The following is a 22,909-nucleotide window of genomic DNA, read 5'->3' on the forward strand; positions in this document are numbered from 1 at the left end:
CGGCAGCGGCTCAGATGCCGTACGCGCGGCGCAGCAGCGTCAGCGGATGCGCGAGCGGCGCGTGCGGCAGCCCCTTTTCGTCGATGCCCTGCACGATGTGATGGCCGGCGAGCGCGCAGTCTGACGACACGACGTCCGGCTGCGGCTCGGCCATCGCCTTGAACACCGGCGCGCCGATCCGCATCGCATCCGCATGAAATGCCTTCTTCACGCCGAACGTGCCCGCGTGGCCCGAGCAACGCTCGACCACGTTCACGCGCGTATCGGGCACGAGCGACAGCGCATCGGCCGTCTTGCGGCCGATGTTCTGCACGCGCGCATGGCACGGCACGTGATACGACACGGTGCCGAGGCCGGTCTTGAAATCGGTCTTCAGCAGTCCGTCGCGATGCCGCGCGATCACGTATTCGAACGGGTCCCAGAACGCGTCGGCCACCGCGCGCACGGCTGCGTCATCAGGGAACATCAGCGGCAGCTCGCTCTTGTACATCAGCACGCAGCTCGGAATCGCGCCGATCAGCGCATAGCCGTCGCGCGCGTAGCGTTCGAGCACCGGGATGTTGACGGCCTGCTTCGCGGCGACGCCGTCGAGATTGCCCTGCTCGAGCAGCGGCATCCCGCAGCACGCTTCGCGCGCGACGAGTTCGTACGGGATCTCGTTGTGCGCGAGGATCGCGAGCAGGTCGTGGCCGATTCCCGGCTCGTTGAAGTTCACGTAGCAGGTCGCATAGATCGCGACCTTGCCGGGCGTGCGTTCGCCGTCGCGCACGGGCGGGTTGTCCGAACGTCTGGCGGCGCGCCGGAACTTGCGCGGCGCGAATTCCGGCAGCCACGCATGACGATCGACGCCGAGCGCCGCTTCGAGCGCGTGGCGCGCGGGCGGCGTGCGGTTCACCGCGTTGACCGCCTGCGTGACGACCGGAATGCCCGCGAAATGGCCGAGCGCATCGGTATTCGACAGCACCTTGTCGCGCAACGTCGCTTCGCCGCGTTTGTAACGCGCGGCCTTGCCGCGCAGCATCAGGTGCGGGAAATCGACGTTCCACGCGTGCGGCGGCACGTACGGGCATTTCGTCATGTAGCAGAGGTCGCACAGATAGCACTGGTCGACGATCTTGCCGAACGCGGCCTTCGGCACTTCCTCGATGTCGCCCGTCGGCGTGTCGTCGACCAGGTCGAACAGCGCCGGAAACGCGCCGCACAGCGACACGCAGCGCCGGCAGCCGGCGCAGATGTCGAATACACGCGTCATTTCCGCATCGATCGCGGCCTGGTCGTAGAACGCTTCGGACTGCCAGTCGAGCGGATGCCGGGTCGGCGCTTCGAGACTGCCTTCCTTGTGGGGCATGGGACGCTCCCGCGTGGCGCGCATGTGCGCAAGCGCACCGCCCGCGCGCTGCGGGCGGCGACGGAACGAACGGCCGGCTGCGGGCCGGTCGCACGGCGATGCCGTGCGGCCCGCGGCGGCTCGTCAGTCGACGAGACTGTCCAGCGCCTTCGTGTAGCGGTTCGCGTGGCTGCGTTCGGCTTTCGCGAGCGTCTCGAACCAGTTCGCGATTTCGTCGAAACCTTCGTCGCGCGCGGTCTTCGCCATGCCCGGATACATGTCGGTGTATTCGTGCGTTTCGCCGGCGATCGCCGATTCGAGATTCAGGCGCGACGAACCGAACGGCAAGCCCGTGGCCGGATCGCCGACGGCTTCCAGGTATTCGAGATGGCCGTGCGCATGGCCGGTTTCGCCTTCGGCGGTCGAGCGGAACAGCGCGGCGACGTCGTTCTGCCCCTCGACGTCGGCCTTCGAAGCGAAATACAGATAGCGTCGATTCGCCTGCGATTCGCCCGCGAATGCGGCCTTCAGGTTCTCTTCGGTTTTGCTGCCCTTGAGTTGAGCCATTTGCGCCTCCGTTCGAGTCGGCGCGGCCACGTGCGACGCCGGGCCGATCAGATATGTGGGGAACGATGCGTGCGCCGGGCGCGCATCGTGCTCTTCAATCTAGGCGCTCGCGTTCGCATCACCCAATAGGCTTTTTCAATGCGGACGATAGTGTCGGGTGCGGGGTGCGAGGCGGACGGTCGGGAAGACGGAGCGCGCGCGTCATGCGTCATGCGTCACGCATCATGCGTCACGCGTCATACGGCAGCGCGTCACGCATCCATCGCGCGCTTGAGCAGCAATTCGCGCTCACGCTCGTTGCGCGTCAAATCCGCCGCGCGGCGGAACTCCAGCTTGGCCTCGTCGGCGCGGCCGAGCTTCGCGAGCAGATCGCCGCGCACACTCGGCAGCCAGTGATAGCGCGCGAGCGCCGGATCGTCACGCAGCACGTCGACGAGTTCGAGCGCCGCGGCCGGACCGAACGCCATGCCCACGGCCACCGCGCGATTCAGTTCGACGACCGGCGACGGCGCGACTTCGGCGAGCGCGTCATACAGCGCGACGATCTGCGCCCAGTCGGTGTCCGCCGCCTGCCGCGCCCGCGCGTGGCAAGCCGCGAGCGCGGCCTGCAGCGCATACGGCCCGCGCACGCCGCCGAGCTTCGTCGCCCGCTCCAGCGCCGCGAGGCCGCGCCGGATCAGCAACGGATCCCAGCGGCTGCGGTCCTGGTCGAGCAGCAGCACGGGCCGGCCCTGTGCATCGACGCGTGCATGCATGCGCGACGCCTGTAGCTCCATCAGCGCGACGAGCCCGAGCACTTCGCTTTCATCCGGCGCGAGCCCGGCCAGCACGCGGCCGAGCCGCAACGCCTCGTCGCAGAGCGCCGGACGCATCCAGTCGTCGCCCGCCGTCGCCGCATGGCCCTCGTTGAACACGAGGTAGATCACTTCGAGCACCGACGCGAGCCGCGCCGGCCGCGCATCGGCGGCCGGCACCTCGAACGGCACGTGCGCCGCCGCGAGCGTGCGCTTCGCGCGCACGATCCGCTGCGCGATCGTCGGCTCGGGCGTCAGGAACGCCCGGGCGATCTCGCCCGTCGTCAGCCCGCCGAGCAGCCGCAGCGTCAGCGCGACGCGCGCGTCGGTCGACAGCACCGGGTGGCACGACGTGAAGATCAGCCGCAGCAGGTCGTCGCCGATGTCGTCGTCGCTCGCGTCGGCGAGCGCGTCCGCGATGTCGGGGACGACGTGCGCTTCGAGCGCGTCCATCTCGTGACCGAGCTGGTCGCGCTTCGCCGCATGAAGCGACTCCTGCCGGACCCGGTCGAGCGCGCGGCGCTTCACGGCCGTCATCAGCCAGGCGGCCGGGTTGTCGGGCACGCCGTCGACGGGCCAGTGCTCGAGCGCCGCGACGAGCGTGTCCTGCGCCAGTTCCTCGGCCACGCCGACGTCGCGCACCACGCGCGCGGCGCGCGCGATGATCTTCGGCGCCTCGATTCGCCAGACTGCCTCGATCGCACGATGCGTGGCCTCATGCGTCACGACGCCTGCCCCTGGGCGGACGCATCCAGCGGCATGGCCATCAGCTCCCACGTATGACCGTCCGGATCGGTGAACCCGTGGCCGTACATGTTCGGATACTCGCGCGGCGCCTGCGGCGCGGCCCCGCCGGCCGCCAGCGCCTTCGCGACGAGCCCGTCGACTTCGGCACGGCTGTCGCACGACAGGCACGACAACACCTGGATATGCGTGGCCGGATCGATGATCGTCTTGTCGGTGAAGGTCTGGAAAAACGACCGCACCAGCAGCATCGCGAAGATCGTGTCGCTGATCTTGATGCAGGCGGCCTGCTCGTTGGTATAGGCCGGCACGACCTCGAAGCCGAGCGCCTGGTAGAACGTCTTCGCGCGCGGCAGGTCGGCTACCGGCAGGTTGATGAAAACCATCTTGTGCATGACGGATACTCCGGTGAGGTGAGATTCAGGCGTGGCTGCGGCCGACGTGGAGATCGCGGAACCGCTCGACCGCGTCGCTCGGCGTGAGGTCGTCGAGCTCGAACAGCGGCCGCACCTCGATCTCGCAGTCGAGTTCGGCGCCGAACGGCGCGGGGAACCGGCGCGTCCATTCGAGCGCCTCGTCGCGCGAGCGCACCTGGATCAGCGTATAGCCGGCGATCAGTTCCTTCGTTTCGGCGAACGGGCCGTCGATCACCGTGCCCTTGCCGCCCGTGTAGCGCACGCGCCAGCCGTGGGCGCTCGACCGCAGGCCGTTGGCGTCGAGCAGCACGCCGGCTTTCGCCAGCTCCTCGTGATAGACCGTCATGGCCTCGACCAGCCGGTTGTCCGGCAACGCGTCGGATTCGCTGACGGCGTTCGCCCGGATCATGATCATGAATCGCATCGTTTACTCCTTGTCGTCGGTGGAAGGCGGCGCCCGTTCCGCGGCGCCTTATCCGGACGACGGGCGGAAGATGGCCCGATCGACATGCGCCACGACAAATCAGGGTAAATACCGAGTCGCGACGTTCACAGGAAGCACGGGCCGACCGCGCGCACCTCGACCGTGCACCATTGCGCGGCCGGGCACTGGCGCGCGATTTCGATCGCTTCCTCGCGCGTGTCGACGTCGACGAGGAAGAAGCCGCCGACCATCTCCTTCGCCTCGGCGAACGGGCCGTCGAGCAGGCGCGTCTCGCCGTCGCGCACCTGCACGCGCGTGCCGCGCTCGGACCGCTCGAGCGACTCGACGCCGCGCAGCACGCCGCGGGCCTTCAGCGACTCGGCGAAATCGACCATCCGCGCATAGAGCGCCTGACCTTCGTCGAGGGTGCGCTCGGCGCGCTGTTCGGTCGGTTCGACAATCAACAGCATGTAAGACATGGATTTCTCCTGTGGGGACGGGGCGCGGCGGCATGCGCCGGGCGAGCGGCACGGGGCGCCCGGTGCGAAAGCGTAACAGCCGCGAGGCGGCTTGCCGCATCGTTGGCCAATCGGTACTGGCCGGACGGCCATTTCGGCCGCAGCCTGACATTTTGCCTTCAAGATGCGGTCCCGAACTGTCGGATTTTGATCCTGTGGACCGTCTCATGTCACGCCCGCTTCCCCTGTTTGCCGTTGCGCCGTTCGTGGCGTCGTCCGTCGGGCTGTCCGTGGCCCTCTGTGCCCGGCCCGCCGCCGCGCTGCCGGTCAGCAGCGGCTGCGGCGGCGCGGCCACGGCGATCGCCGAGATCCGTCGCGCCGGCGGCCCGTCGCCGCTCGCCGGGCAAACGACGTCGATCGAAGCGGTCGTCACCGCGGCGTTCGGTGGCGCCGACGGCCTGGGCGGCTTCTTCGTCCAGCAGGCCGACGCGCAGCGGCGGCGCCGGCCGGGTATCCTGGAAGGCCTGTTCGTCTACGCACCGAACGCGCGCGCGGCGCCCGGCGATCTCGTGCATCTGACGGGCAAGGTCGACGAGCAATACGGCCGCACGCAATTCACGCTGACGGGCGGCATGGCCGTCTGCGCGCGCGGGCAGACGGTCACGCCGGCGACGCTCACGCTGCCGGTCGCGTCGCCGGCCGTCCTGGCCGCGCACGAAGCGATGCGCGTACGCCTGCCGCAAACGCTGACGGTCAGCGATACCCACGAACTCGGCCGCTACGGCAGCATCGTGCTGAGCAACGGCCGGCTGCGCACGCCGACCCAGGTCGGGCCGCCGGCCGACGCCGCCGCGCACGCCGCGGCCAACGCACTGAACCGCATCGTGCTCGACGATGGGTCGAACCGGCGCGACCCGGCGACCGTCCGCTATCCGCCGCCCGCGCTGAGCGCCGCCAACACGCTGCGCGCGGGCTATACGATACGCGGCGTCGAAGGCGTGCTCGAATGGCGCTACGGCACCTGGCGGCTGCAGCCGGTGGCCGGCGCGGCGCCCGTCTTCGATCCCGCCACGAACCCGCGTCGCGCGGCACCGGCCCGGCATCCCGATGCCGACGTGCGCGTCGTGTCGTTCAATGTCTTCAATTATTTCAACGGCGACGGCCATGGCGGCGGATTCGACGCGCCGGGCAACCGCGGCGCGAAAACGCCCGCCGCGTTCGCGCGGCAGGAAGCGAAGATCGTCGCGGCGTTGCGCGCGCTGCGCGCCGACGTGATCGGGCTGATGGAAATCGCGAACAACGGCCACGGCGACGCGAGCGCCATCCGGCGGCTCGCCGCGCAGCTCGGCGACGGCTGGCGCACGGTCGACCCCGGCACCGCGCGGCTGGGTCGCGACGCGATCGCGGTCGCACTGCTGTACGACAGCCGCACGGTCGAGCCGGTCGGGCGCGCCGCCACCGTCGCCCTCGGCGGCCGCCATCGCCCGCCGCTCGCGCAGACGTTCCGGCGCATCGGCGGCACGCACGCTTTCACCGTCGCGGTCAATCACCTGAAGTCGAAGAATTGCCCGCACGCGAGCGGCGCCAATCTCGACCAGTCCGACGGCCAGGGCTGCTGGAATGCGGCGCGCACGCGGGCCGCCGCGCGCGTCGCCGACTGGCTCGCCACCTCGCCGACGGGCGTCGCCGCCGGCGGCGTGCTGCTGATCGGCGATCTGAACAGTTATGCGAAGGAAGACCCGGTTCGCGCGCTCGAGGCGCGCGGCTATGCGAACCTGGTGGCGCGCTTCGTTGGCGATGCTGCGTACAGCTACGTATTTCGCGGCGAAGCCGGCAATCTCGACCATGCGCTGGCCACGCCACCGCTCGCCGCGCGCGTGAAAGCCGTGCGGTTCTGGCACATCAACGCCGACGAACCGCTCGTTCTGCAACCCGTGCCCGATTACAAAACGTCCGCGCGCCGGTCGACTTATTACGCACCCGACGCCTACCGCTCGTCGGACCACGATCCCGTCGTCATCGACGTCGCGCTGGACGACGCCGCCGCGCAACCGGCACCGGGCACAAATCGTGCGCATCGATGACGCGTCGAGTAGTGCATTTGCATCAACAACCAACCTGCAACGGCACTATTTACCTGATGCCCCTGGCGACGCCATATTTACCGGACCTTCACTGCGCCCCGCTGCTCGACACGCTGTACCGCCCCGACACGCGAAATTTTTTCAACCGCTGCGCGGCCCCGCGCGACGGGGCTCCCCGGCGATCCTGCCGACGCATTGAAAATTTGTCTCGAAACTCAATCGGATCAAGTGAATCACATCAGTTGCTGCGATTCGTCTTATCTTCAAATTGCCTGGAATCAAAGGAGGATAAACACCATGGCGCTTACCGACTCGATCGAACACAAGCTGGACCGCGGCCTGTCCGACATCCGTCGCACCGGCCGGCGCGTGGGCCGCACGACGCGCTCGGCGGCCCGCGACCTGCATGCCGACGTGACCGACGATCTGCGCGGGCTAGTCGACGAACTGGAAGATCTGCTGAAGAACGATGGCGATGGCGATATCGCCGCCCTGCGCAAACGCGTGCAATCGCGGCTCGATGAAGCGCGCAGCGCGCTCGACTACGCGTCGGGCAGCGCGGCCGCCCGGCTGCGCGATTCGGCCGAACGCGTATCGCAGGCCGTGCACGACAACCCCTGGCAAACCGCCGGCGTCGTCGCGGGCCTCGCGTTCGTTGCGGGCCTGCTCCTTTCCCGCCGTTGAACGGGGCCGCGTGCAACGCCGCCCGCCCCGCCCGTCATCCATCAGACAACGAAGGAGAACCGCCATGCAGAAGTCCCTCGCCATGAAAGCCGCCGCCGCCGTGATGCTGGGCAGCCTCGCCCTCGCCGGCTGCACGACCACGTCCGGCAAACCCGATAGCGCCGCGGCCAGCGCGTCGAAGCGTCAGTCGATCGACGCCAGCGTGAACGCCACGTTGTCGCGCCTGTATTCGACGGTGCCGGGTTCGCGCGACCTGGTCTCGAAAGCACGCGGCGTCCTCGTGTTCCCGAACGTGCTGCAGGCCGGCTTCATCGTCGGCGCCCAGTCCGGCAACGGCGCGCTGCGGGTCGGCGGCAGCACCGTCGGCTACTACAACACGTCGTCGCTGTCGGTCGGCCTGCAGGCCGGCGCGCAGTCGAAGGCGGTCGTGTTCCTGTTCATGACGCAGGATGCGCTCGACTCGTTCCGCAAGTCGGACGGCTGGTCGGCCGGCGCCGACGCATCGGTCGCGGTCGTGAAGGTCGGCGCGAACGGCGCGGTCGACTCCAACACGGCTACCGCACCGGTGGAAGTGCTGGTCCTGACCAACGCGGGCCTGATGGGCGACCTGTCGGTGAACGGCACGAAGGTCACCAAGCTCAACATCTGACGACGCGGTACGCGGCCTCGCGCCGCGTTCGCTTCCCGGCAGCGCCGCGGCCCCGGCCGCGGCGTTTTCGCATGTGTCTCACGCAGCGGCTATGATGGCGGCACCTTTGCGGGCATACTCCGCATGGGCCGCCCGGCGGCGCATTGCGCCGCGAACCCGTGACGTTCGCGAACCGATCGCGCACGGGACAACGAGATTCAATCAAACCACGCATCAATCTGCGCGAATGTCACCCATGGATAGCGGACACGACCACCAAAAATTCTTCTACTTCCTGCTGTTCGCGGTCACCGTCGGACTGTGCTGGATCCTCGCGCCGTTCTCCGGCGCCGTGTTCTGGGGCACCATTCTCGCGATCCTGTTCCAGCCCGTGCAACGCTGGCTCGCCGCGCGCTTCGGCAAGCGGCGCAACCTCGCCGCGCTCGTCACGATGTCGCTCATCATCCTGATCGTGATCCTGCCGCTCGTGTTCGTCACGGCGACGCTCGTGCAGGAAATCGCGTACGTGTACCAGGAGCTCAAGGACGCGCAGCCGAATTATTCGCAGTACTTCCACGACATCATTCACGCGCTGCCGACGTCGATCCAGAACCTGCTGCAGAAATACGGGTTGACCAACATCCCGGGCATCCAGAAGAAACTGACCGACGGCGCCGCGCAGATCAGCCAGTTCGCGGCCACCCAGGCGCTCAGCATCGGCCAGAACACGTTCCAGTTCGTTGTGAGCTTCGGCGTGATGCTGTACATGGTGTTCTTCCTGCTGCGCGACGGCGGCGAGATCGGCCGCCGCGTGCGCCGTGCGCTGCCGCTCGACGAAGAGCACAAGAACCTGCTGCTCGCGAAATTCACGACGGTCGTGCGCGCAACGGTGAAGGGCAACATCGCGGTCGCGCTCGTCCAGGGCGCGCTCGGCGGGCTGATCTTCTGGATCCTCGGGATCGAGGGCGTCGTGCTGTGGGGCGCGCTGATGGCGTTCCTGTCGCTGCTGCCCGCGATCGGCGCGAGCCTCGTCTGGGTGCCGGCCGCGCTCTACTTCCTGATGATCGGCGCGGTCTGGAAGTGCGTGATCCTCGTCGCGTTCTGCGTCGGCGTGATCGGCCTCGTCGACAACCTGCTGCGCCCGATCCTCGTCGGCAAGGACACGAAGATGCCCGACTGGGTCGTGCTGATCTCGACGCTCGGCGGGATGGCGCTGTTCGGCATCAACGGCTTCGTGATCGGGCCGCTCGTCGCCGCGCTGTTCATGGCCAGTTGGGACATCTACGCACGCTCCGAACAGGGCGAATGACGCCCGTCCGGCCGCCGGCGCTCCGCACGCGTGCGGAGAGCGGCGGTCAAGGATGACGGATATGGATCACGACGGGCGCCACGGCGCCCGTTGCTTCATCCGCCGCGACCGTCATCACGCCGCCATACGGGCCGACGCGCTGCACCCGGCCCGGCGCCAGCAGCACGCTTTGCCCGGTATGCGCATCGCGCCACGTGGCACGCACCGCCGTGCCGCTCTCGGGCGCGAACGGCGCGCCGTCGGGCCCGACCAGCGCCACCTGCGCACCGGCCAAACGCCGGCCATGCGCATCGAACCGGACCGTGGCCGTTGCTCTGCCGTCGACCGCCTGCTCCGCGTCGACGGGCACACCCGCCGGGGCATCGAGCGTCACGTCGTAGAGATCGACGAGCGAGCCGGTGAACCGGACGACGCCATCCGACGCGGGCTGCCCAGCCGCCATCGCGTTCGACGTGGCAGCCGACATCGCGAGTACGACACCGAGCCCGAACAGCATCTTCCGCACGACGCCGGCGCCTCCTGCCGTTGCCGTTGCCGACCGCTTCGCGTTGTTCCGCATGGTTCCTCCCCTCTACCGCGTCACCAGAAAAACAGGCGGCGTGACGTGTCGGTCACGCCGCCTGTGTGCTGGCAATCACTGTAGGGAGAGCGGCCCGGACAATATATGGGACAAGTCCTAAACTGCAGCCGAATTGATCGAACTCAGCGCGGCCGGCACCGCCCCGCTGCGCGGTGCGACCGAGGTCGCACGCCCGTCACGCGTGCGGATCGACGCGCAGCACGAGCTTGCCGCGATGGTCGCCGTCGAACAGGCGGTTCAGCACGTCAGGGGCGTTTTCGAGACCGTCGGCCACGGTTTCCTCGGCCTTGAGCCGGCCGTCGCGCAGCCAGCCCGCGAGCGTCTGCACGGCTTCGCGGCTCTTGCGGTAGTCGAGGATCAGAAAGCCGCGCATCGTCAATCGCTTCGAGATCAGCACGCCGACGTCGTCCGCCGCGCGGCCGCTGTTGTAGTTCGAGATCACGCCGCACAGCGCGACGCGCCCGCCGATCACCATCCGCGACAGCACCGCCCGCATCACCTCGCCGCCGACGTTCTCGAAGTTCACGTGCACGCCGTCCGGCGTCGCCGCCTTCAGTTGCTGGCGGAAATCGTCGGCCTTGTAGTCGACGGCCGCATCGAAGCCGAGCGTGTCGGTCAGGTAACGGCACTTGTCCGCGCCGCCCGCGATGCCGACCACCCGCGCGCCGTGGATCTTGCCGATCTGCCCGGCGATCGAGCCGACCGAGCCGGCCGCCGCCGACACGACGAGCGTTTCGCCCGGTTGCACCGGCGCGATGTCGGTCAGCCCGTAGTACGCGGTCAGCCCGCTCATCCCGCACGCGCCGAGCAGGGTCGGCAGCGGCAGGCCCGACTGCGCGGGCAGCTTCACGAGCTGCGCGGCCTGCTCGGCCGGCACGACCGCGTAGTCCTGCCAGCCGACCAGCCCCTGCACGAGATCGCCTTCCGCGAAACCCGCATGGCGCGACGCGACCACGCGGCCGATCCCGAGCGCGCGCATCACCTCGCCGATCGCGACGGGCGGCAGGTACTGCGGCACGTCGCTCATCCACACGCGGTTGGTCGGGTCCATCGACAGGTACAGCACGCGCACGAGCACCTCGCCGTCGGCGAGCGCCGGCACCGGTGTCTCGACGAGCGAAAAATGGTCGCGGCCGACCCGCCCTTCCGGGCGCGTCTTCAGCAGCAGCTGGCGGTTCACGGGTGTCGACATGATGTACTCCTCCAATCGTTGTAATTCGGGATGCGCGTCAGACCGCGCACATGCCGCCGTCGATCACGAGTTCGGCGGCCGTCACGAAACGGCTCTCGTCGGACGCGAGATACACGGCCGCATGCGCGACGTCGTCCGGCTCGCCGAGCCGGCGCAGCGGAATGCCGCGCGCGAGCTTGCGCGTCGCGTCGCGTTCGCCGAGCGACTGGAACAGCGGCTCGACGATTCCCGTGCGAATGAACGCCGGGTGAATCGAATTGCAGCGCACGTCGATCTCGCGCCGCGCGCAGTCGATCGCGATCGACTTCGTCAGCGACGCGACCGCCGCCTTCGATGCGTTGTACGCGGTGAAATCCGGCTCGACCTTGAACGCGGCGACCGACGAGATGTTGATGATCGACGCGGGATGGCTCTCGGCCAGATACGACAGCGCGTGCTTGCAGCCGAGCACGATGCTCTCGACGTTGATCGCCATCACGCGGCGCCATTCGTCCAGCTCGATTTGCGCGGGCGAGCCGATCGAGCCGACGCCCGCATTGTTGACGAGCACCGACAGAGCGCCCATCGCATCGGTCGCCTGCGCGAGCAGCGCCTGCCAGCGCGCTTCGTCGCGCACGTCCTGGGTCGCGGCGAACGCGACCGGCGTCGCGTGGCCCGCGTTGAGTTCCTGCGCGAACGCGTCGAGGACCGCCGCTTCCGCGATGTCGGTCAGGAACACGCGCGCGCCCTGCTCGACCATCCGGCGCGCGATCGCGCGGCCGAGGCCGCCGGCGGCGCCCGTGATGTATGCGCACTTGCCAGCGAGGCGCGGAGAAACGATTGTCATGTGACCTGCTCCTGTCGTGAATCGTCGTCGCGGAACGCTGCCGCGACGGGGTTTCCGTGTCGCTGCCAACCGACGTGCGCCGGTCGCCGCTGCGCCGACATGACGGCGCGCCGCACGGATTCCGGGAGTATATCGAGATGAACGCGGCGCGCGCCGGACCGGCCGGGCGGCGCGCCCGCGCTCGAACGACAGCCAGCGTACGCGAATGCCGCCGATCGATGAAATGAATATTCGTTATGCCCGGTCATAGGCACCGTTCATGAGCTGAACGTACCGGCGCCCATGCGCGAACACCACGGCGCGACCGGTCGGATGGGCTGCGTCGGCTCGTCGATTATCGGGATAACGGGTGGTGCGTTCCGCGTGGGCGAGGAAGCCATCGAGAAGATGATCCGGCGTCGAATCCTGCACCTCGCCGGAAAGCGCCGGACGAACGCCGGCGGCAGGAAAGCGGGCCGCAGCGCCCGCCATCGGCAACCGTCAGAAGCCGTCGCCCGACGGCGCGCGCACGAACGCGCAGAGTTGCGGCGAATGCGTGTCGATCATCTGCTGGAACGGCGCACGGTGCCCGTACGCGATACCCGACACGAGCAACAGGCAGACCGCCGCGACGCGCGGCGAGAACGCGCGCTGCCGCACGCCGTCGTAGCCGCGCAGAAACACCAGCGCGACCAGCGCGCCGAGCACCCAGCCGACGACGACTTCCGGCACGGTGTGCGAGTGATCGAATACGCGGGCAACGGCCGTGATCGCGCCGATGGCCAGCCCGGCCGCGATGCCGGGCGCCTTGCCGTGCCGGAACGCCTGCCACAGCATCGACAGCGCGACCGTCCACACGGACGTCGACAGCATCGTATGGCCGCTGATCACGCGGAAATCGAACTGCGCAAGCTCGATGCCGCAGCCGGCATACAGGATCTTCGTGGCGCCGACGACGCCCATCCCGGCGGCCAGCAGCACGCCCCAGCGGGCGGCGAGGCGCCAGTCGGTCAGCGCGAGCCACGCCGCGCAGGTCAACGCGATCGGCAGGGTCAGCGCGGCATCGCCGATGTTGCTGATTTCACTCCACATGATGGACTTCGGAGACGATCGAAAGACCGCAGTTTACCGCAGGCACGCAACGTGCCTGTGTCAGCCTGTGACAGGCTGTATCAACCGGCGACACCGGTAATCAACAGCAGGTTCGTGCCGGTGATCACGGCGAACAGCGCCCACGCGGCCACCTGCATCCCGCGCCCGATCGCGTGCTCGCCCATCGTGCGGCGATCGCTGACCGAGCGGATCAGCGGCCACATCGCGAACGGCAATTGCAGGCTCAGCAGCACCTGGCTCCACACGAGCAGTTGCCCGACCGAGCCGTCGCCGAGCCACAGCACGCCGATCAGCGCCGGCACGAGCGCGAGCCCGCGCGTGATCAGCCGGCGCTGGTAACACGGGATCTTCGTATGCAGGAAACCGTCCATGATGACCTGGCCGGCGATCGTGCCGGTCAGCGTCGAGCTTTGACCCGACGCGAGCAGCGCGATGCCGAACAACAGCGCGGCCGCACCGCCCGCGATCGGCGTGATCAGCCGGTACGCCTGCTCGATGTCGGTCACGTTGTGCTGGCCCGTCGCATGGAATGCCGCGCCCGCGACGACGAGGATCGCCGCGTTGACGAGCATCGCGACGAACAGCGACACGCAGGTATCGATGCGCACCAGCGCCAGCGTGTCGCGGATCACGCCGCGCGCACCGCCGACGACGTGCCGCGTCTGCACGACCGACGAATGCAGATACAGGTTGTGCGGCATGATCGTCGCGCCGACGATGCCGAGCGCGAGCACGATCGCGTCCTTGCGGTCGTGACCGGGATCGCCGGGCACGAGCCCGCCGACCACCGCATGCCAGTCGGGCGGCGTGATCGCCACCTGCGCGACGAAGCAGAACGCCATCGTCGCGATCAGCCCGAGCACGATCGCCTCGATCTGCCGGAACCCCTTGCCCTGCAGGCCGAGCACGATCACCGTGTCGAGCGCGGTGAGCACGACGCCCCACGCGAGCGGCACGCCGAGCAGCAGCTTGAACGCGAGCGCGCAGCCGAGCACTTCCGCGATGTCGCACGCGATGATCGACACTTCGGCCGTGATCCACTGCACCACGCGGCCGAACCGGCCGTAGCGGTCGTAGCTGGCCTGCGCGAGATCCTTGCCCGCGACGAGACCGAGCCGCGCCGCGAGCATCTGCAGGAAGATCGCCGCGAGGCTCGAGAACGCGACGACCCACAGCAGCGAATAGCCGAACTGCGAGCCGGCCTGGATATCGGTCGCCCAGTTGCCGGGGTCCATGTAGCCGATCGCGACCAGCAGGCCGGGGCCGAAGAAACGCCTGAGCTTCTGCCAGCGCGGCGCGGCGGCGTCGATCGTGATGCTGCCCTTTACTTCCGACGGGCAGAAAGGGGCGGTGGCGGTAGTGGGGAGGAAGGGCATGGAAACCGGGAATCGAGATCGCGATCCGTCGATTTTACGGGTATCCGTCCCGTTTTATCGTGCGCGACCACGCACGCGTCGCACCCCGCTCCGTCAACGTCGCCGTCGCAACATGCGGCGGCTCGCCCTTCGTCCGGAACGGGCGACGCCGCGCCCTGCGCGAGGATCTTTTCCCGCTCGGCGACGCGAAACTCGGTCGGCGACATCAGCAGCCGCTGCCGAAACAGCTTCGCGAGCCGCTCGCCGCTGCCGAAGCCGGTGCGCCGCGCGACCTTGTCGGCCGGCAGCGTCGTATGGATCAGCATGTGGCACGCCCGTTCGAGCCGCACGTGCTGGACGAACTCGGTCGGCGTCACGCCGATTTCCTTCTTGAAGCGCCGCAGGAAATTGCGCTCGCTCATCGCGGCCGCCTGCGCGGCGCTCGCAATCGAGATGCGGTTCACGCTCTGCGCGCGCAGCCGTTGCGCGGACATCCGGATCGACGGGCTCGCACTCAGTTCGCGGAACGCCCACATCGACTGCGCATAGCGCTGCTCGACCGGCCGCATCATGTTGCTGGCGATCTCCTGCGCGGCGCTGTCGCCGAGGTCGACGCGGAACATGTCGAGCGCGGCGGCGAACACGTCGGTCTCGCCGGCCTGCAATTCGATCGTCGTGGTGGCGCGGCGCGCGGCCCTGCCCGGCCGCACGTCGATCGCCGACGAGGGCCGTCGCGTGGCGGCGAGCGCGGGCAGATCCATCGCGTCGACGATCCAGCGCGCATGCCGGCGAATGTCGGTCAGGCGCCGCTGCAAGGCGTCGTCCCAGTTGACGGCCGCGCGCTCGCCATGAAGATGAAAGAACGCGAGCGCCCGGCGGCTGTGTTCGTCGCCGAGCGGATCGGCCGCGATGCGCACGCCGGACGACGACTGCAACAGTCCCCCGCTTTCGGAGACGTACTTCAGCTGGTAATCCGCGCTGTACGCATGCAGGCGATTCGCCAGATTGAAAGCTTCGCCGAGGCGCGCGGCCTGGGCCAACGAAAACCCCGTACTCAAATAGATAACGACCCACCGCTGATCTGCTGCATTCACTGGCCAAGCCCCCGACTTGTTCGACTTCTTCTAATACCGTCGAACTGTCAGGCTTATATTTGGTTTGAATGCGTGCGACAGGACGGCTATCCCGAAATATGAAGCGACGGCATCTTAGCCGAACGGGTAGCGCCTTTGGCGCGAAATGGCCGACGGGGACAGCATGATGGCGGATTACTACAGGCTGCTGCCCGCCGCTGGTATGCCGGCACAGAATCGCGTATGCGATGCGGTCGATTATTGCGGCCGTCATGCGCAATGACGGGTGTAATGACAGGCGTATTCGAGAGCGATGTCCATCGGCAAAACAGACGTTCGCGTATCGGCCCGAACGGCATCGACACGCATCGAACGCGCGCGATCGCCGCGCATGTCAACCGGCGCATCCGTTGCCTGCACATCCTTTAGAATCGATCGTCCTTCACCACGCCGCCCGCGCTCCGTGCCCGCCGCTCACCGTCTCGACCTGAACCTGTTTCGCGTGCTCGACGCCGTCTACGTGCACGGCGGCATCGGCGCGGCCGCCCGCGCGCTGCATCTCACGCAGCCGGCCGTCACGCATGCGCTCAACCGGCTGCGCGCGCATTTCGACGATCCGCTGTTCGTGCGCCAGGGCAACCGCGTCGTGCCGACGGAGCGTACGCGGTCGATCATCGCGGACGTGCAGCTGCACCTGAAGGGTCTGCAAGGCACCGCGCGCGATCCGGCCGCCTTCGATCCCGCGACGCTCGACCTGAGCATCGCGGTCGGCATTCGCGACGTGCTCGAATCCATCGCATTGCCGCGCATCGTCGCCGCGTTCGCCGACGAAGCGCCGGGCCTGCGGCTCGTCAGCCGGCGCATCGCGGTGTCCGACATCGAGCGCGAGCTCGCTTCGGGCAATCTCGACCTCGTCGTCGACCGGCGCGTACAGACCGGCCCGCGCATCGCCACCGAACACCTGCTCGACGATTCGCTCGTCGTCGCGCTGCGCCGCGATCATCCGCTCGCGCGCGACGCGCTGCGACGCAGCGACTATTTCGCGGCGCAGCATATCGCCGTGTCGTCGCTCGGCGAGCCGCAATCACTCGACGTCCTGCTCGGCAACGACGGACGCTTCCGCGACATCCGGCTCACGTGCCAGCACTATTTCGCCGCCTGCCAGATCGCCGCGGCCGGCGACCTGCTCGTCACGCTGCCGCACACCTATGCGCTGCGCATGGCCGCGCTGCTGCCGATCGTCGTGCGACCGCTGCCGCTGCGGCTCAAGCCGTTTCCGCTGCTCGCGTACTGGCACGAATCGCGCGACACCGATCGCGCGCATCAGTGGGTGCGCGAACGCATCGCCGCGCTCGTGCGCAGCAGCGCCGGCATCGCCGACGCGTAGCAGCGCAGCAGGCGCCCGCGCGAACGGGACGGTATGCTGACGGCTGCACGCCGCCATGCGGCGCCCGCTTTCCTTGATCCGCTTACCGGAGACTTGCCATGTCGCTCATCCACGCCGCCGCCGTCCTCGATGCCGACGCGCCCGACTACGTCGTCCAGCTGCAGGCCGGCACGCATGCGCTGACCGGTGACGAAGCGCCGCGCGAAGGCGGCCAGGATCGCGGGCCGGCGCCATACGAATTCGTGCTGGCCGGGCTCGCGCAATGCACGGCCGCGACGCTGCGCATGTACATGCAGCGCAAGACGTGGCCGGCCGCGCGCATCGCCGTGCGCACCGAGCTGCATGCCGATCGCGAAGGTGTGCAATACGTGCGCCGCGTCGTCACGCTCGACGGCCCGCTCGACGATGCGCAACGCCAGCGTCTCGCGGAAATCTGCGAGAAAACCCCGGTGACGCAGTTCATCAAGCGCGGCACGCGGATCGAAACGACGCTGAACTGACGCACGCGGCGGGCCGTCCGGTCTGCCGCCTGACAAACGAAACGGGCGGGGCGCGCATCCGTGCGCGCCCCGCCCGTTCATCGATCCCGCCCTGCGCTTACAGTCCGAGCGCGGACAGGTCCAGCTTGCCGTCCTTCATCGGCGGGCACCAGAAATACGCGCCGGTCAGCGGCCGCGTGAAGCGGAACAGGCCGTCGACGATCCCGTCTTCCGCGCCGCTCATCCGGCGCATCTGCACGTCGAACGCGCGGAACGAGCAGCCGAACGCGACGAAGTAGAGGCCCGCGCGACGCGCGTCCGACCACGGCGACGAACGGCGCAGCATGAACGCCTCGGGCTCGAAGCTTTCCTGCGCGGTGCGCTTCACGTGCGCGAATTCGGGTGCGTCGTCGAGTTCCTCGTTGTCCGACCGGCGGCGCCCGATGATGTGGTCCATGTCGCCCGACGCAATGCGCTCCATCTGGTCGAAGTCGTGCAGCCACTGCTGCACCGCGACGAAGCTCGCGCCGTCGAGCCCCGCGCCCTGCCCCGTCACGATCGCCGCGGCCACCGCGTCGTCGCCTTCCGGGTTCTCGGTACCGTCCTCGTAGCCGGACAGGTCGCGATCGTTCGAATAGCGGAAGCCGTCGACGGCCTCCTGCAGCACGAACGCCGGCGCCAATGCGCGCTCGATCGCCCGCGCGCGCAGCACGATCTCGCCGCGATCGTCCGAGCGCAGCCAGACCCATACGTCGGCCGGCGTCATCGGCAGCGTGCGGTCGTTCACCGCGAACGCCGGGTAGTCGGTCAGGCCCGGCACCGGATGGCCGAGGTATGCAGCCAGCGCGTGCCCGAAACCGACGACCGTGTCGCGTCCGTCGACGATCTCGCGCAGCGCGGCCAGCGCCGCCGCGACATTGCCGTCGTTCGACATCGTGAAAGTGAGGTATCGCGCTGCCGTATCGATCGGAGCCAGGATGCCTTGCTGAACGTCGCTCATCGTTTCCTCGGGAATGGTTCGAAGTGAATCTGTACGGGCCGCCTCGTCGCGCGCCGCGGACGCGCAAGTGTAATCGATGCGCGCGCCGGCCCCGGTCTGCCAGCGCACAACGTCCGCGAAAAGGGGCCAAAACCCCGAATACTAACCGTATCGACGCTGCAACGCCGCATTCGTCAGACGTTGCAGCGTGCGCGGCTGTCCTGATAGAATCCTTGCACGTCTTTTCGGCGTCCTTTCAACCGTTCACTTCAGGGAGGTGCAGATGTTCCGAATGCCAGCCACCTTCCCGAACGTGGTCCCACGGCGCAGCTGATCCAGCCCGCCGTCCGCGCCGGCTCCCGAGTTTTCCGCTGACCCGTCAGCCGCGCTTTTCCCGACAGCCCGTTTCGTTCCGCCCGCGTGTTTCGCGCGGCCCGGCTGTTGCGTTTTCGACGTTCTCCGAACCGGAAAGCCCCGTCGCGCGATGCGCCGGGCAACGATACATGACCAGAAAAACCTCCCATCTGGGCGGCCATGCATTCCAGGCCGTCTTCGGCTTCACCATTCGTTACTGGCGCAAGCAGCCGGCGCGCATCGCCGCGGTCGCGAGCCTCGCGTTGCTCGCCGCGCTCGCCGACGTCCTGACGCCGTTGTTCGCCGGCCGCCTCGTCGACGCGCTGTCGACCGGCCTGACCGACCGCGCCGCCGCGTGGCATTCGGCCCTCGCCGCGTTCGGCACGCTCGCCGCGCTCGGCATCGGCGCGACCGTGCTGCGCCAGGGCGTCTACCTGAACATCATCACGCTCACGCTGAAGATGATGAGCGAGATCGCCGCCGCGTCGTTCCACCGCGTGCAGCGCTTCTCGACCGACTGGCACGCGAACAGCTTCGCGGGCTCGACCGTGCGCAAGATCACCCGCGGGATCTGGGCGCTCGACCTGCTCAACGACACCGTGCTGATCGCGCTGCTGCCGTCGGTCACGATGCTGGTCGGCGCGACCGTGCTGCTTGGCACGCACTGGCCCGTGATGGGGCTCGTCGTCGGCGCCGGTTCGCTGCTGTACATCGCGGTGACGGTCGCGGTGTCGCTCGGCATCGTCGCGCCGGCCGCGCGGCTCGGCAACCTGTGGGATACGCGGATGGGCGGCGCGCTCGCCGACGCGGTGAGCTGCAACGCGGTCGTCAAGGCGTTCGGCGCGGAAACGCGCGAGGAAGCGCGGCTCGCGCGCGTGATCGGCAAGTGGCGGCAGCGCACGCGCCGCACGTGGGTGCGCGGCACGTTCAACGGCGGGCTGCAGGGTGCGATGCTCGTCGCGATGCAGGCCGCGATGATCGGCGTCGCGCTGCGGCTGTGGGTGAACAACGAAGCGAGCGTCGGCGACATTGCATTCGCGCTGACGATGTTCTTCATGCTGCAGGGCTATTTGCGCGACGTCGGCATGCACATCCGCAACCTGCAGCGCTCGGTAAACGACATGGAAGAACTCGTCGCGCTCGAACGCCAGCCGCTCGGCATCGACGATCGCCCCGGCGCGCCGGCGATCCGGATCGGCCAAGGCGAGATCCGCTTCGAGCACGTGACGTTCCGCTACGGCAACCATCCGGTGCCGCTGTACGACGATTTCTCGATGCGGATCGCGCCCGGCGAACGCGTGGGCCTCGTCGGCCATTCGGGGTCGGGCAAGACGACGTTCATCAAGCTGATCCAGCGCCTGTACGACGTGTCGGGCGGCCGCATCACGATCGACGGCCAGGACATCGCGCAGGTGCGGCAGGATTCGCTGCGCAGCCAGATCGCGATCGTCCAGCAGGAGCCCGTGCTGTTTCACCGCACGCTCGCGGAGAACATCGCGTATGCACGCCCCGATGCGAGCCGCGCGGACATCGAGCGCGCCGCGCGCCTGGCCAGCGCGCACGACTTCATCGTCGCACTGCCGGACGGCTATGACACGCTGGTCGGCGAACGCGGGATCAAGCTGTCGGGCGGCGAACGCCAGCGCGTCGCGATCGCGCGTGCGTTCCTCGCCGATGCGCCGATCCTGATCCTCGATGAAGCGACGTCGAGCCTCGACAGCGAAAGCGAGCTGCTGATCCAGCAGGCGATGGAGCGGCTGATGGTCGGCCGCACGACGCTCGTCGTCGCGCACCGGCTGTCGACGGTGCGCTCGCTCGACCGGCTGCTGGTGCTCGATCGCGGCAAGGTGATCGAGGAAGGCAATCACGACGCGCTGATCCGCATCGACGGCGGCATCTACCGCCGGCTGTTCGAGCGGCAGGCGCTGGAGCTGGCGAAAGGGCTCGCCGATTCGCCGCGGCGCGTGGCCGATCGCGATGCCGGGCCGTTGGGAGAGCCGGCGGAGGTTTGATGCAGGCAGGTCGTCACATGACCCGGCGACATGGCTTCAATCGCCGGGCCATGCCGGCGATCCGATTGGCGTGATCGACGCACGACGAGGAAATGATGTTTCAACCGGACGAAACCCGTATCGAATCGAATCGCCTTTCGCTCGCACCGTTTTCGGCGAACGACGCGGATGCGACGCTTGCATGCATTACGCCGTCGCTGACTCGCTATATGGGCTGGGACCCTCCGGCGAACAGGGAAAGTTTCGATCGCGTCTGGCAGACGTGGCTGCATGCACAAACCGACGGCACAGACTACGTGTTCGTGATTCGACAACGCGACGGTGGAACCTTCCTCGGCCTGGTGGGGATTCATCACGTCAAGCAGGCCATCCCGGAACTGGGCGTCTGGATCCGCGAAGATCGGCATCGCGAAGGGATCGGACGAGAGGCGGTCAGGCTCGTCGTGGAATGGGCGTGCGTGACGCTCAACGTCCGGCGCTTCAACTATCCCGTTGCCGAGGAGAACCATCCGAGCCGACGTATCGCTGAGTCCCTCGGCGGCACTGTAACGGGCCGTGGCGAGACCCCGAAATTCGTGTCGGTCGTTTATCAGATACCGGCACCGGTGACCTGCGAAAGCCCGGGCAGGCATAGGCGGCAAACTCGCGACGATCGACCTTGTTCGTAGTGATCCGGCCCATGGCGGGGACTTCCATGAAAGCGGCCTGCCGCCGTCAGACCGCCGCGGACACGCGCCCCTCCCGTGGATCACTTATCATGTCGGCCAGGCAATTCGCGACGAAAGGCAGACCATGTTTACAGGCATTGTTCAGGGTGTTGGCACCATCAACGCCATCAAGGATCACGGCGAGCTGAGGACGTTCAGCATCGCATTCCCCGAGCGGTTCACCGACGATATCGAGATCGGTGCGAGCGTGTCGGTCGACGGCGTGTGCCTGACGGTGACGACCATCCATTCGCCGGTGCTGATCGACTTCGACGTGATGCTGCCGAGCCTGCGGATCACCACGCTGGCCGACCTCACGACCGGCGCGCGCGTCAACGTCGAGCGGGCCGCGAAGGACGGCGCGGAGATCGGCGGGCATCCGCTGTCCGGTCACGTCGATTTCACGGGGACCATCATGCACATCGCATCGTCCGAGCACAACCGGATGATCCGCATCGGCGTGCCGGCCGAGTTCAAGCGCTATGTGTTCGCGAAGGGCTACATCGCGATCAACGGCTGCAGCCTCACCGTGTCGGACGTCAATCGCGACGAAGGCTGGTTCGAGGTCTGGCTGATTCCCGAAACGCGCCGCGCGACCACGTTCGATGCGAAGGGCGTCAACGACAAGGTCAACATCGAGATCGAACGCAGCACCCAGGTCGTCGTGGATACGATCCGGGAATCGGTCAAGGAGACGCTCGGCGAATTGAACGGCGTCGTCACCGCGCTGCTGGCGGAAAAAGGCATCGATATCGAGGAATTGCTGGCGCGCAACGTCGCGCGGCTGCCGAAGCAGTAACGGCGAATTTCCACCGTGCTAGGTGATCCGCTGGATCACCGAGAACCGGGTGCCGTCGGAAAACACCTCGATCCACGGCTCCGACTCCTCGAATGTCCAGAGGACGAGGTCGAGGTCCGTCAGTTCATGCCAGTCGTCGTCGGGCCACGGCATGTTCCATCCGCCCGTGACGGCCACCACCCCGCCCGTGTAGAGCGGGCATTGCGCCATCCATTCGCGCGCGTAGTCGTGCGCGGCCGCGCCCTTGAAGTTGTCGTTGAATCCCCAGTCGCGCTGCCAGCCGTGTGCGTCGAGGTACGCGCCGATCGCGGCCGAGCCGAAGCGGAACACCGCATCGACGGGCGGAAGCGACGTTGCACCGGATCGGCACAGCGGGTGATCCGAGCGGACAGGTTGCGTGGAAGTCTCCACGCGGCCGCCCGTACCGCTTTCGTCGAGATACACGTTCAGCCAGGCGCCGTCGCGCTCCACAGAGATGCACGACGCGCCGGCGTCGATCCCATGCCAGTAGCCGGTGACGGGTTCGCCGCCGGCCGCGAAGCGGTACGCGTGGCACGGCCTGGCGAGGCGCTTCGCTTCGGTCAGAAAGTCTTCCAGTGTCATTGAGCGTCCGTCAGTCGATTCTTGTACTCCGGATAT

The 22,909-nt window shown here is 68.0% G+C and carries 24 protein-coding genes; 9 read left to right on the forward strand and 15 right to left on the reverse strand.

Annotated elements, in window-relative coordinates:
* Window positions 1–10: 10 nt before the first annotated feature.
* The 6 genes from H0X91_RS03390 to H0X91_RS03415 form a co-directional block, all read right to left on the reverse strand.
* Window positions 11–1,348: a heterodisulfide reductase-related iron-sulfur binding cluster gene (locus H0X91_RS03390; RefSeq protein WP_084751378.1), complete on the reverse strand. Its 1,338-nt coding sequence runs from the start codon at window positions 1,346–1,348 to the stop codon at window positions 11–13.
* A gap of 123 nt (window positions 1,349–1,471) precedes the next feature.
* Window positions 1,472–1,894 carry a rubrerythrin family protein gene (locus tag H0X91_RS03395; protein ID WP_006497294.1) on the reverse strand — a complete coding sequence of 141 codons (423 nt, stop codon included), beginning with the start codon at window positions 1,892–1,894 and terminating at the stop codon, window positions 1,472–1,474.
* 251 nt (window positions 1,895–2,145) lie between these two features.
* Window positions 2,146–3,414: an RNA polymerase sigma factor gene (locus H0X91_RS03400; RefSeq protein WP_006482940.1), complete on the reverse strand. Its 1,269-nt coding sequence runs from the start codon at window positions 3,412–3,414 to the stop codon at window positions 2,146–2,148.
* Window positions 3,411–3,827: a VOC family protein gene (locus H0X91_RS03405; protein WP_125332125.1), complete on the reverse strand. Its 417-nt coding sequence runs from the start codon at window positions 3,825–3,827 to the stop codon at window positions 3,411–3,413. The genes H0X91_RS03400 and H0X91_RS03405 overlap by 4 nt, the downstream gene beginning before the upstream one ends.
* 25 nt (window positions 3,828–3,852) lie before the next feature.
* Window positions 3,853–4,272 (reverse strand): YciI family protein, encoded by a 420-nt coding sequence (locus H0X91_RS03410; RefSeq protein WP_006482945.1) that lies wholly within the window; start codon window positions 4,270–4,272, stop codon window positions 3,853–3,855.
* A gap of 125 nt (window positions 4,273–4,397) precedes the next feature.
* On the reverse strand, window positions 4,398–4,751 hold the full coding sequence (locus H0X91_RS03415) for a YciI family protein (protein WP_006482933.1): 354 nt from the start codon (window positions 4,749–4,751) through the stop codon (window positions 4,398–4,400).
* Window positions 4,752–4,957: 206 nt separating this feature from the next.
* Here H0X91_RS03415 and H0X91_RS03420 point away from each other — a divergent pair, with 206 nt between their 5' ends.
* From H0X91_RS03420 to H0X91_RS03435, 4 genes are all read left to right on the forward strand, one after another.
* The gene (locus H0X91_RS03420) at window positions 4,958–6,814 is read left to right on the forward strand and encodes an ExeM/NucH family extracellular endonuclease (RefSeq protein ID WP_196432805.1); all 1,857 of its coding nucleotides are present in this window, start codon (window positions 4,958–4,960) and stop codon (window positions 6,812–6,814) included.
* Window positions 6,815–7,111: 297 nt separating this feature from the next.
* Complete coding sequence (locus H0X91_RS03425) at window positions 7,112–7,498, forward strand: DUF883 family protein (protein ID WP_006487804.1); 387 nt, start codon at window positions 7,112–7,114, stop codon at window positions 7,496–7,498.
* Window positions 7,499–7,562: 64 nt separating this feature from the next.
* Complete coding sequence (locus tag H0X91_RS03430; RefSeq protein ID WP_006479499.1) at window positions 7,563–8,147, forward strand: BPSL1445 family SYLF domain-containing lipoprotein; 585 nt, start codon at window positions 7,563–7,565, stop codon at window positions 8,145–8,147.
* Between the two features lie 235 nt (window positions 8,148–8,382).
* Window positions 8,383–9,435, forward strand: a complete 1,053-nt coding sequence (locus H0X91_RS03435; protein ID WP_058902853.1) for an AI-2E family transporter — start codon at window positions 8,383–8,385, stop codon at window positions 9,433–9,435.
* 46 nt (window positions 9,436–9,481) lie between these two features.
* Here H0X91_RS03435 and H0X91_RS03440 read toward each other — a convergent pair whose 3' ends face one another.
* The 7 genes from H0X91_RS03440 to H0X91_RS03470 form a co-directional block, all read right to left on the reverse strand.
* Entirely contained in the window at window positions 9,482–9,994 is a 513-nt protein-coding gene (locus H0X91_RS03440; RefSeq protein WP_058902852.1) for a hypothetical protein, read from the reverse strand.
* Window positions 9,995–10,190: 196 nt separating this feature from the next.
* Window positions 10,191–11,207 carry an NADP-dependent oxidoreductase gene (locus tag H0X91_RS03445; protein WP_006487809.1) on the reverse strand — a complete coding sequence of 339 codons (1,017 nt, stop codon included), beginning with the start codon at window positions 11,205–11,207 and terminating at the stop codon, window positions 10,191–10,193.
* 37 nt (window positions 11,208–11,244) lie between these two features.
* On the reverse strand, window positions 11,245–12,033 hold the full coding sequence (locus H0X91_RS03450) for an SDR family oxidoreductase (RefSeq protein WP_006487835.1): 789 nt from the start codon (window positions 12,031–12,033) through the stop codon (window positions 11,245–11,247).
* Window positions 12,034–12,267: 234 nt separating this feature from the next.
* Window positions 12,268–12,504, reverse strand: a complete 237-nt coding sequence (locus H0X91_RS03455) for a hypothetical protein (RefSeq protein ID WP_080331785.1) — start codon at window positions 12,502–12,504, stop codon at window positions 12,268–12,270.
* Window positions 12,505–12,513: 9 nt separating this feature from the next.
* Window positions 12,514–13,104, reverse strand: coding sequence for a phosphatase PAP2 family protein (locus H0X91_RS03460; protein WP_059722558.1), 591 nt, complete (start codon window positions 13,102–13,104; stop codon window positions 12,514–12,516).
* Between the two features lie 80 nt (window positions 13,105–13,184).
* Window positions 13,185–14,501: an Nramp family divalent metal transporter gene (locus H0X91_RS03465; protein WP_043205679.1), complete on the reverse strand. Its 1,317-nt coding sequence runs from the start codon at window positions 14,499–14,501 to the stop codon at window positions 13,185–13,187.
* Window positions 14,450–15,520, reverse strand: coding sequence for a helix-turn-helix domain-containing protein (locus H0X91_RS03470; RefSeq protein WP_112750708.1), 1,071 nt, complete (start codon window positions 15,518–15,520; stop codon window positions 14,450–14,452). The genes H0X91_RS03465 and H0X91_RS03470 overlap by 52 nt, the downstream gene beginning before the upstream one ends.
* 496 nt (window positions 15,521–16,016) lie before the next feature.
* On the opposite strand from H0X91_RS03470, the gene H0X91_RS03475 reads away from it, so the two are divergent.
* Together H0X91_RS03475 and H0X91_RS03480 are read left to right on the forward strand one after the other, a co-directional pair.
* The gene (locus tag H0X91_RS03475; protein WP_006487817.1) at window positions 16,017–16,940 is read left to right on the forward strand and encodes a LysR family transcriptional regulator; all 924 of its coding nucleotides are present in this window, start codon (window positions 16,017–16,019) and stop codon (window positions 16,938–16,940) included.
* A gap of 98 nt (window positions 16,941–17,038) precedes the next feature.
* Window positions 17,039–17,440: an OsmC family protein gene (locus tag H0X91_RS03480; protein ID WP_006487795.1), complete on the forward strand. Its 402-nt coding sequence runs from the start codon at window positions 17,039–17,041 to the stop codon at window positions 17,438–17,440.
* A gap of 97 nt (window positions 17,441–17,537) precedes the next feature.
* Here the strand turns inward: H0X91_RS03480 and H0X91_RS03485 are convergent, their stop codons facing one another.
* Window positions 17,538–18,419 carry a Dyp-type peroxidase gene (locus H0X91_RS03485; protein ID WP_012493176.1) on the reverse strand — a complete coding sequence of 294 codons (882 nt, stop codon included), beginning with the start codon at window positions 18,417–18,419 and terminating at the stop codon, window positions 17,538–17,540.
* 482 nt (window positions 18,420–18,901) lie between these two features.
* On the opposite strand from H0X91_RS03485, the gene H0X91_RS03490 reads away from it, so the two are divergent.
* The 3 genes from H0X91_RS03490 (at window position 18,902) to H0X91_RS03500 (ending at window position 22,270) form a co-directional block, all read left to right on the forward strand.
* On the forward strand, window positions 18,902–20,764 hold the full coding sequence (locus H0X91_RS03490; protein WP_006487793.1) for an ABC transporter ATP-binding protein: 1,863 nt from the start codon (window positions 18,902–18,904) through the stop codon (window positions 20,762–20,764).
* Between the two features lie 95 nt (window positions 20,765–20,859).
* A complete protein-coding gene (locus H0X91_RS03495; protein WP_006487806.1) occupies window positions 20,860–21,432 on the forward strand; it encodes a GNAT family N-acetyltransferase in 573 nt (190 codons plus the stop codon).
* Window positions 21,433–21,556: 124 nt separating this feature from the next.
* Window positions 21,557–22,270, forward strand: a complete 714-nt coding sequence (locus tag H0X91_RS03500) for a riboflavin synthase (protein WP_062909986.1) — start codon at window positions 21,557–21,559, stop codon at window positions 22,268–22,270.
* An 18-nt stretch (window positions 22,271–22,288) separates the two neighbouring features.
* Here the strand turns inward: H0X91_RS03500 and H0X91_RS03505 are convergent, their stop codons facing one another.
* Entirely contained in the window at window positions 22,289–22,873 is a 585-nt protein-coding gene (locus H0X91_RS03505; protein ID WP_006497323.1) for a hypothetical protein, read from the reverse strand.
* Window positions 22,874–22,909 lie beyond the last annotated feature (36 nt).

The organism is Burkholderia sp. 9777_1386, assembly GCF_015712265.1.
Lineage (GTDB): Bacteria > Pseudomonadota > Gammaproteobacteria > Burkholderiales > Burkholderiaceae > Burkholderia > Burkholderia cenocepacia.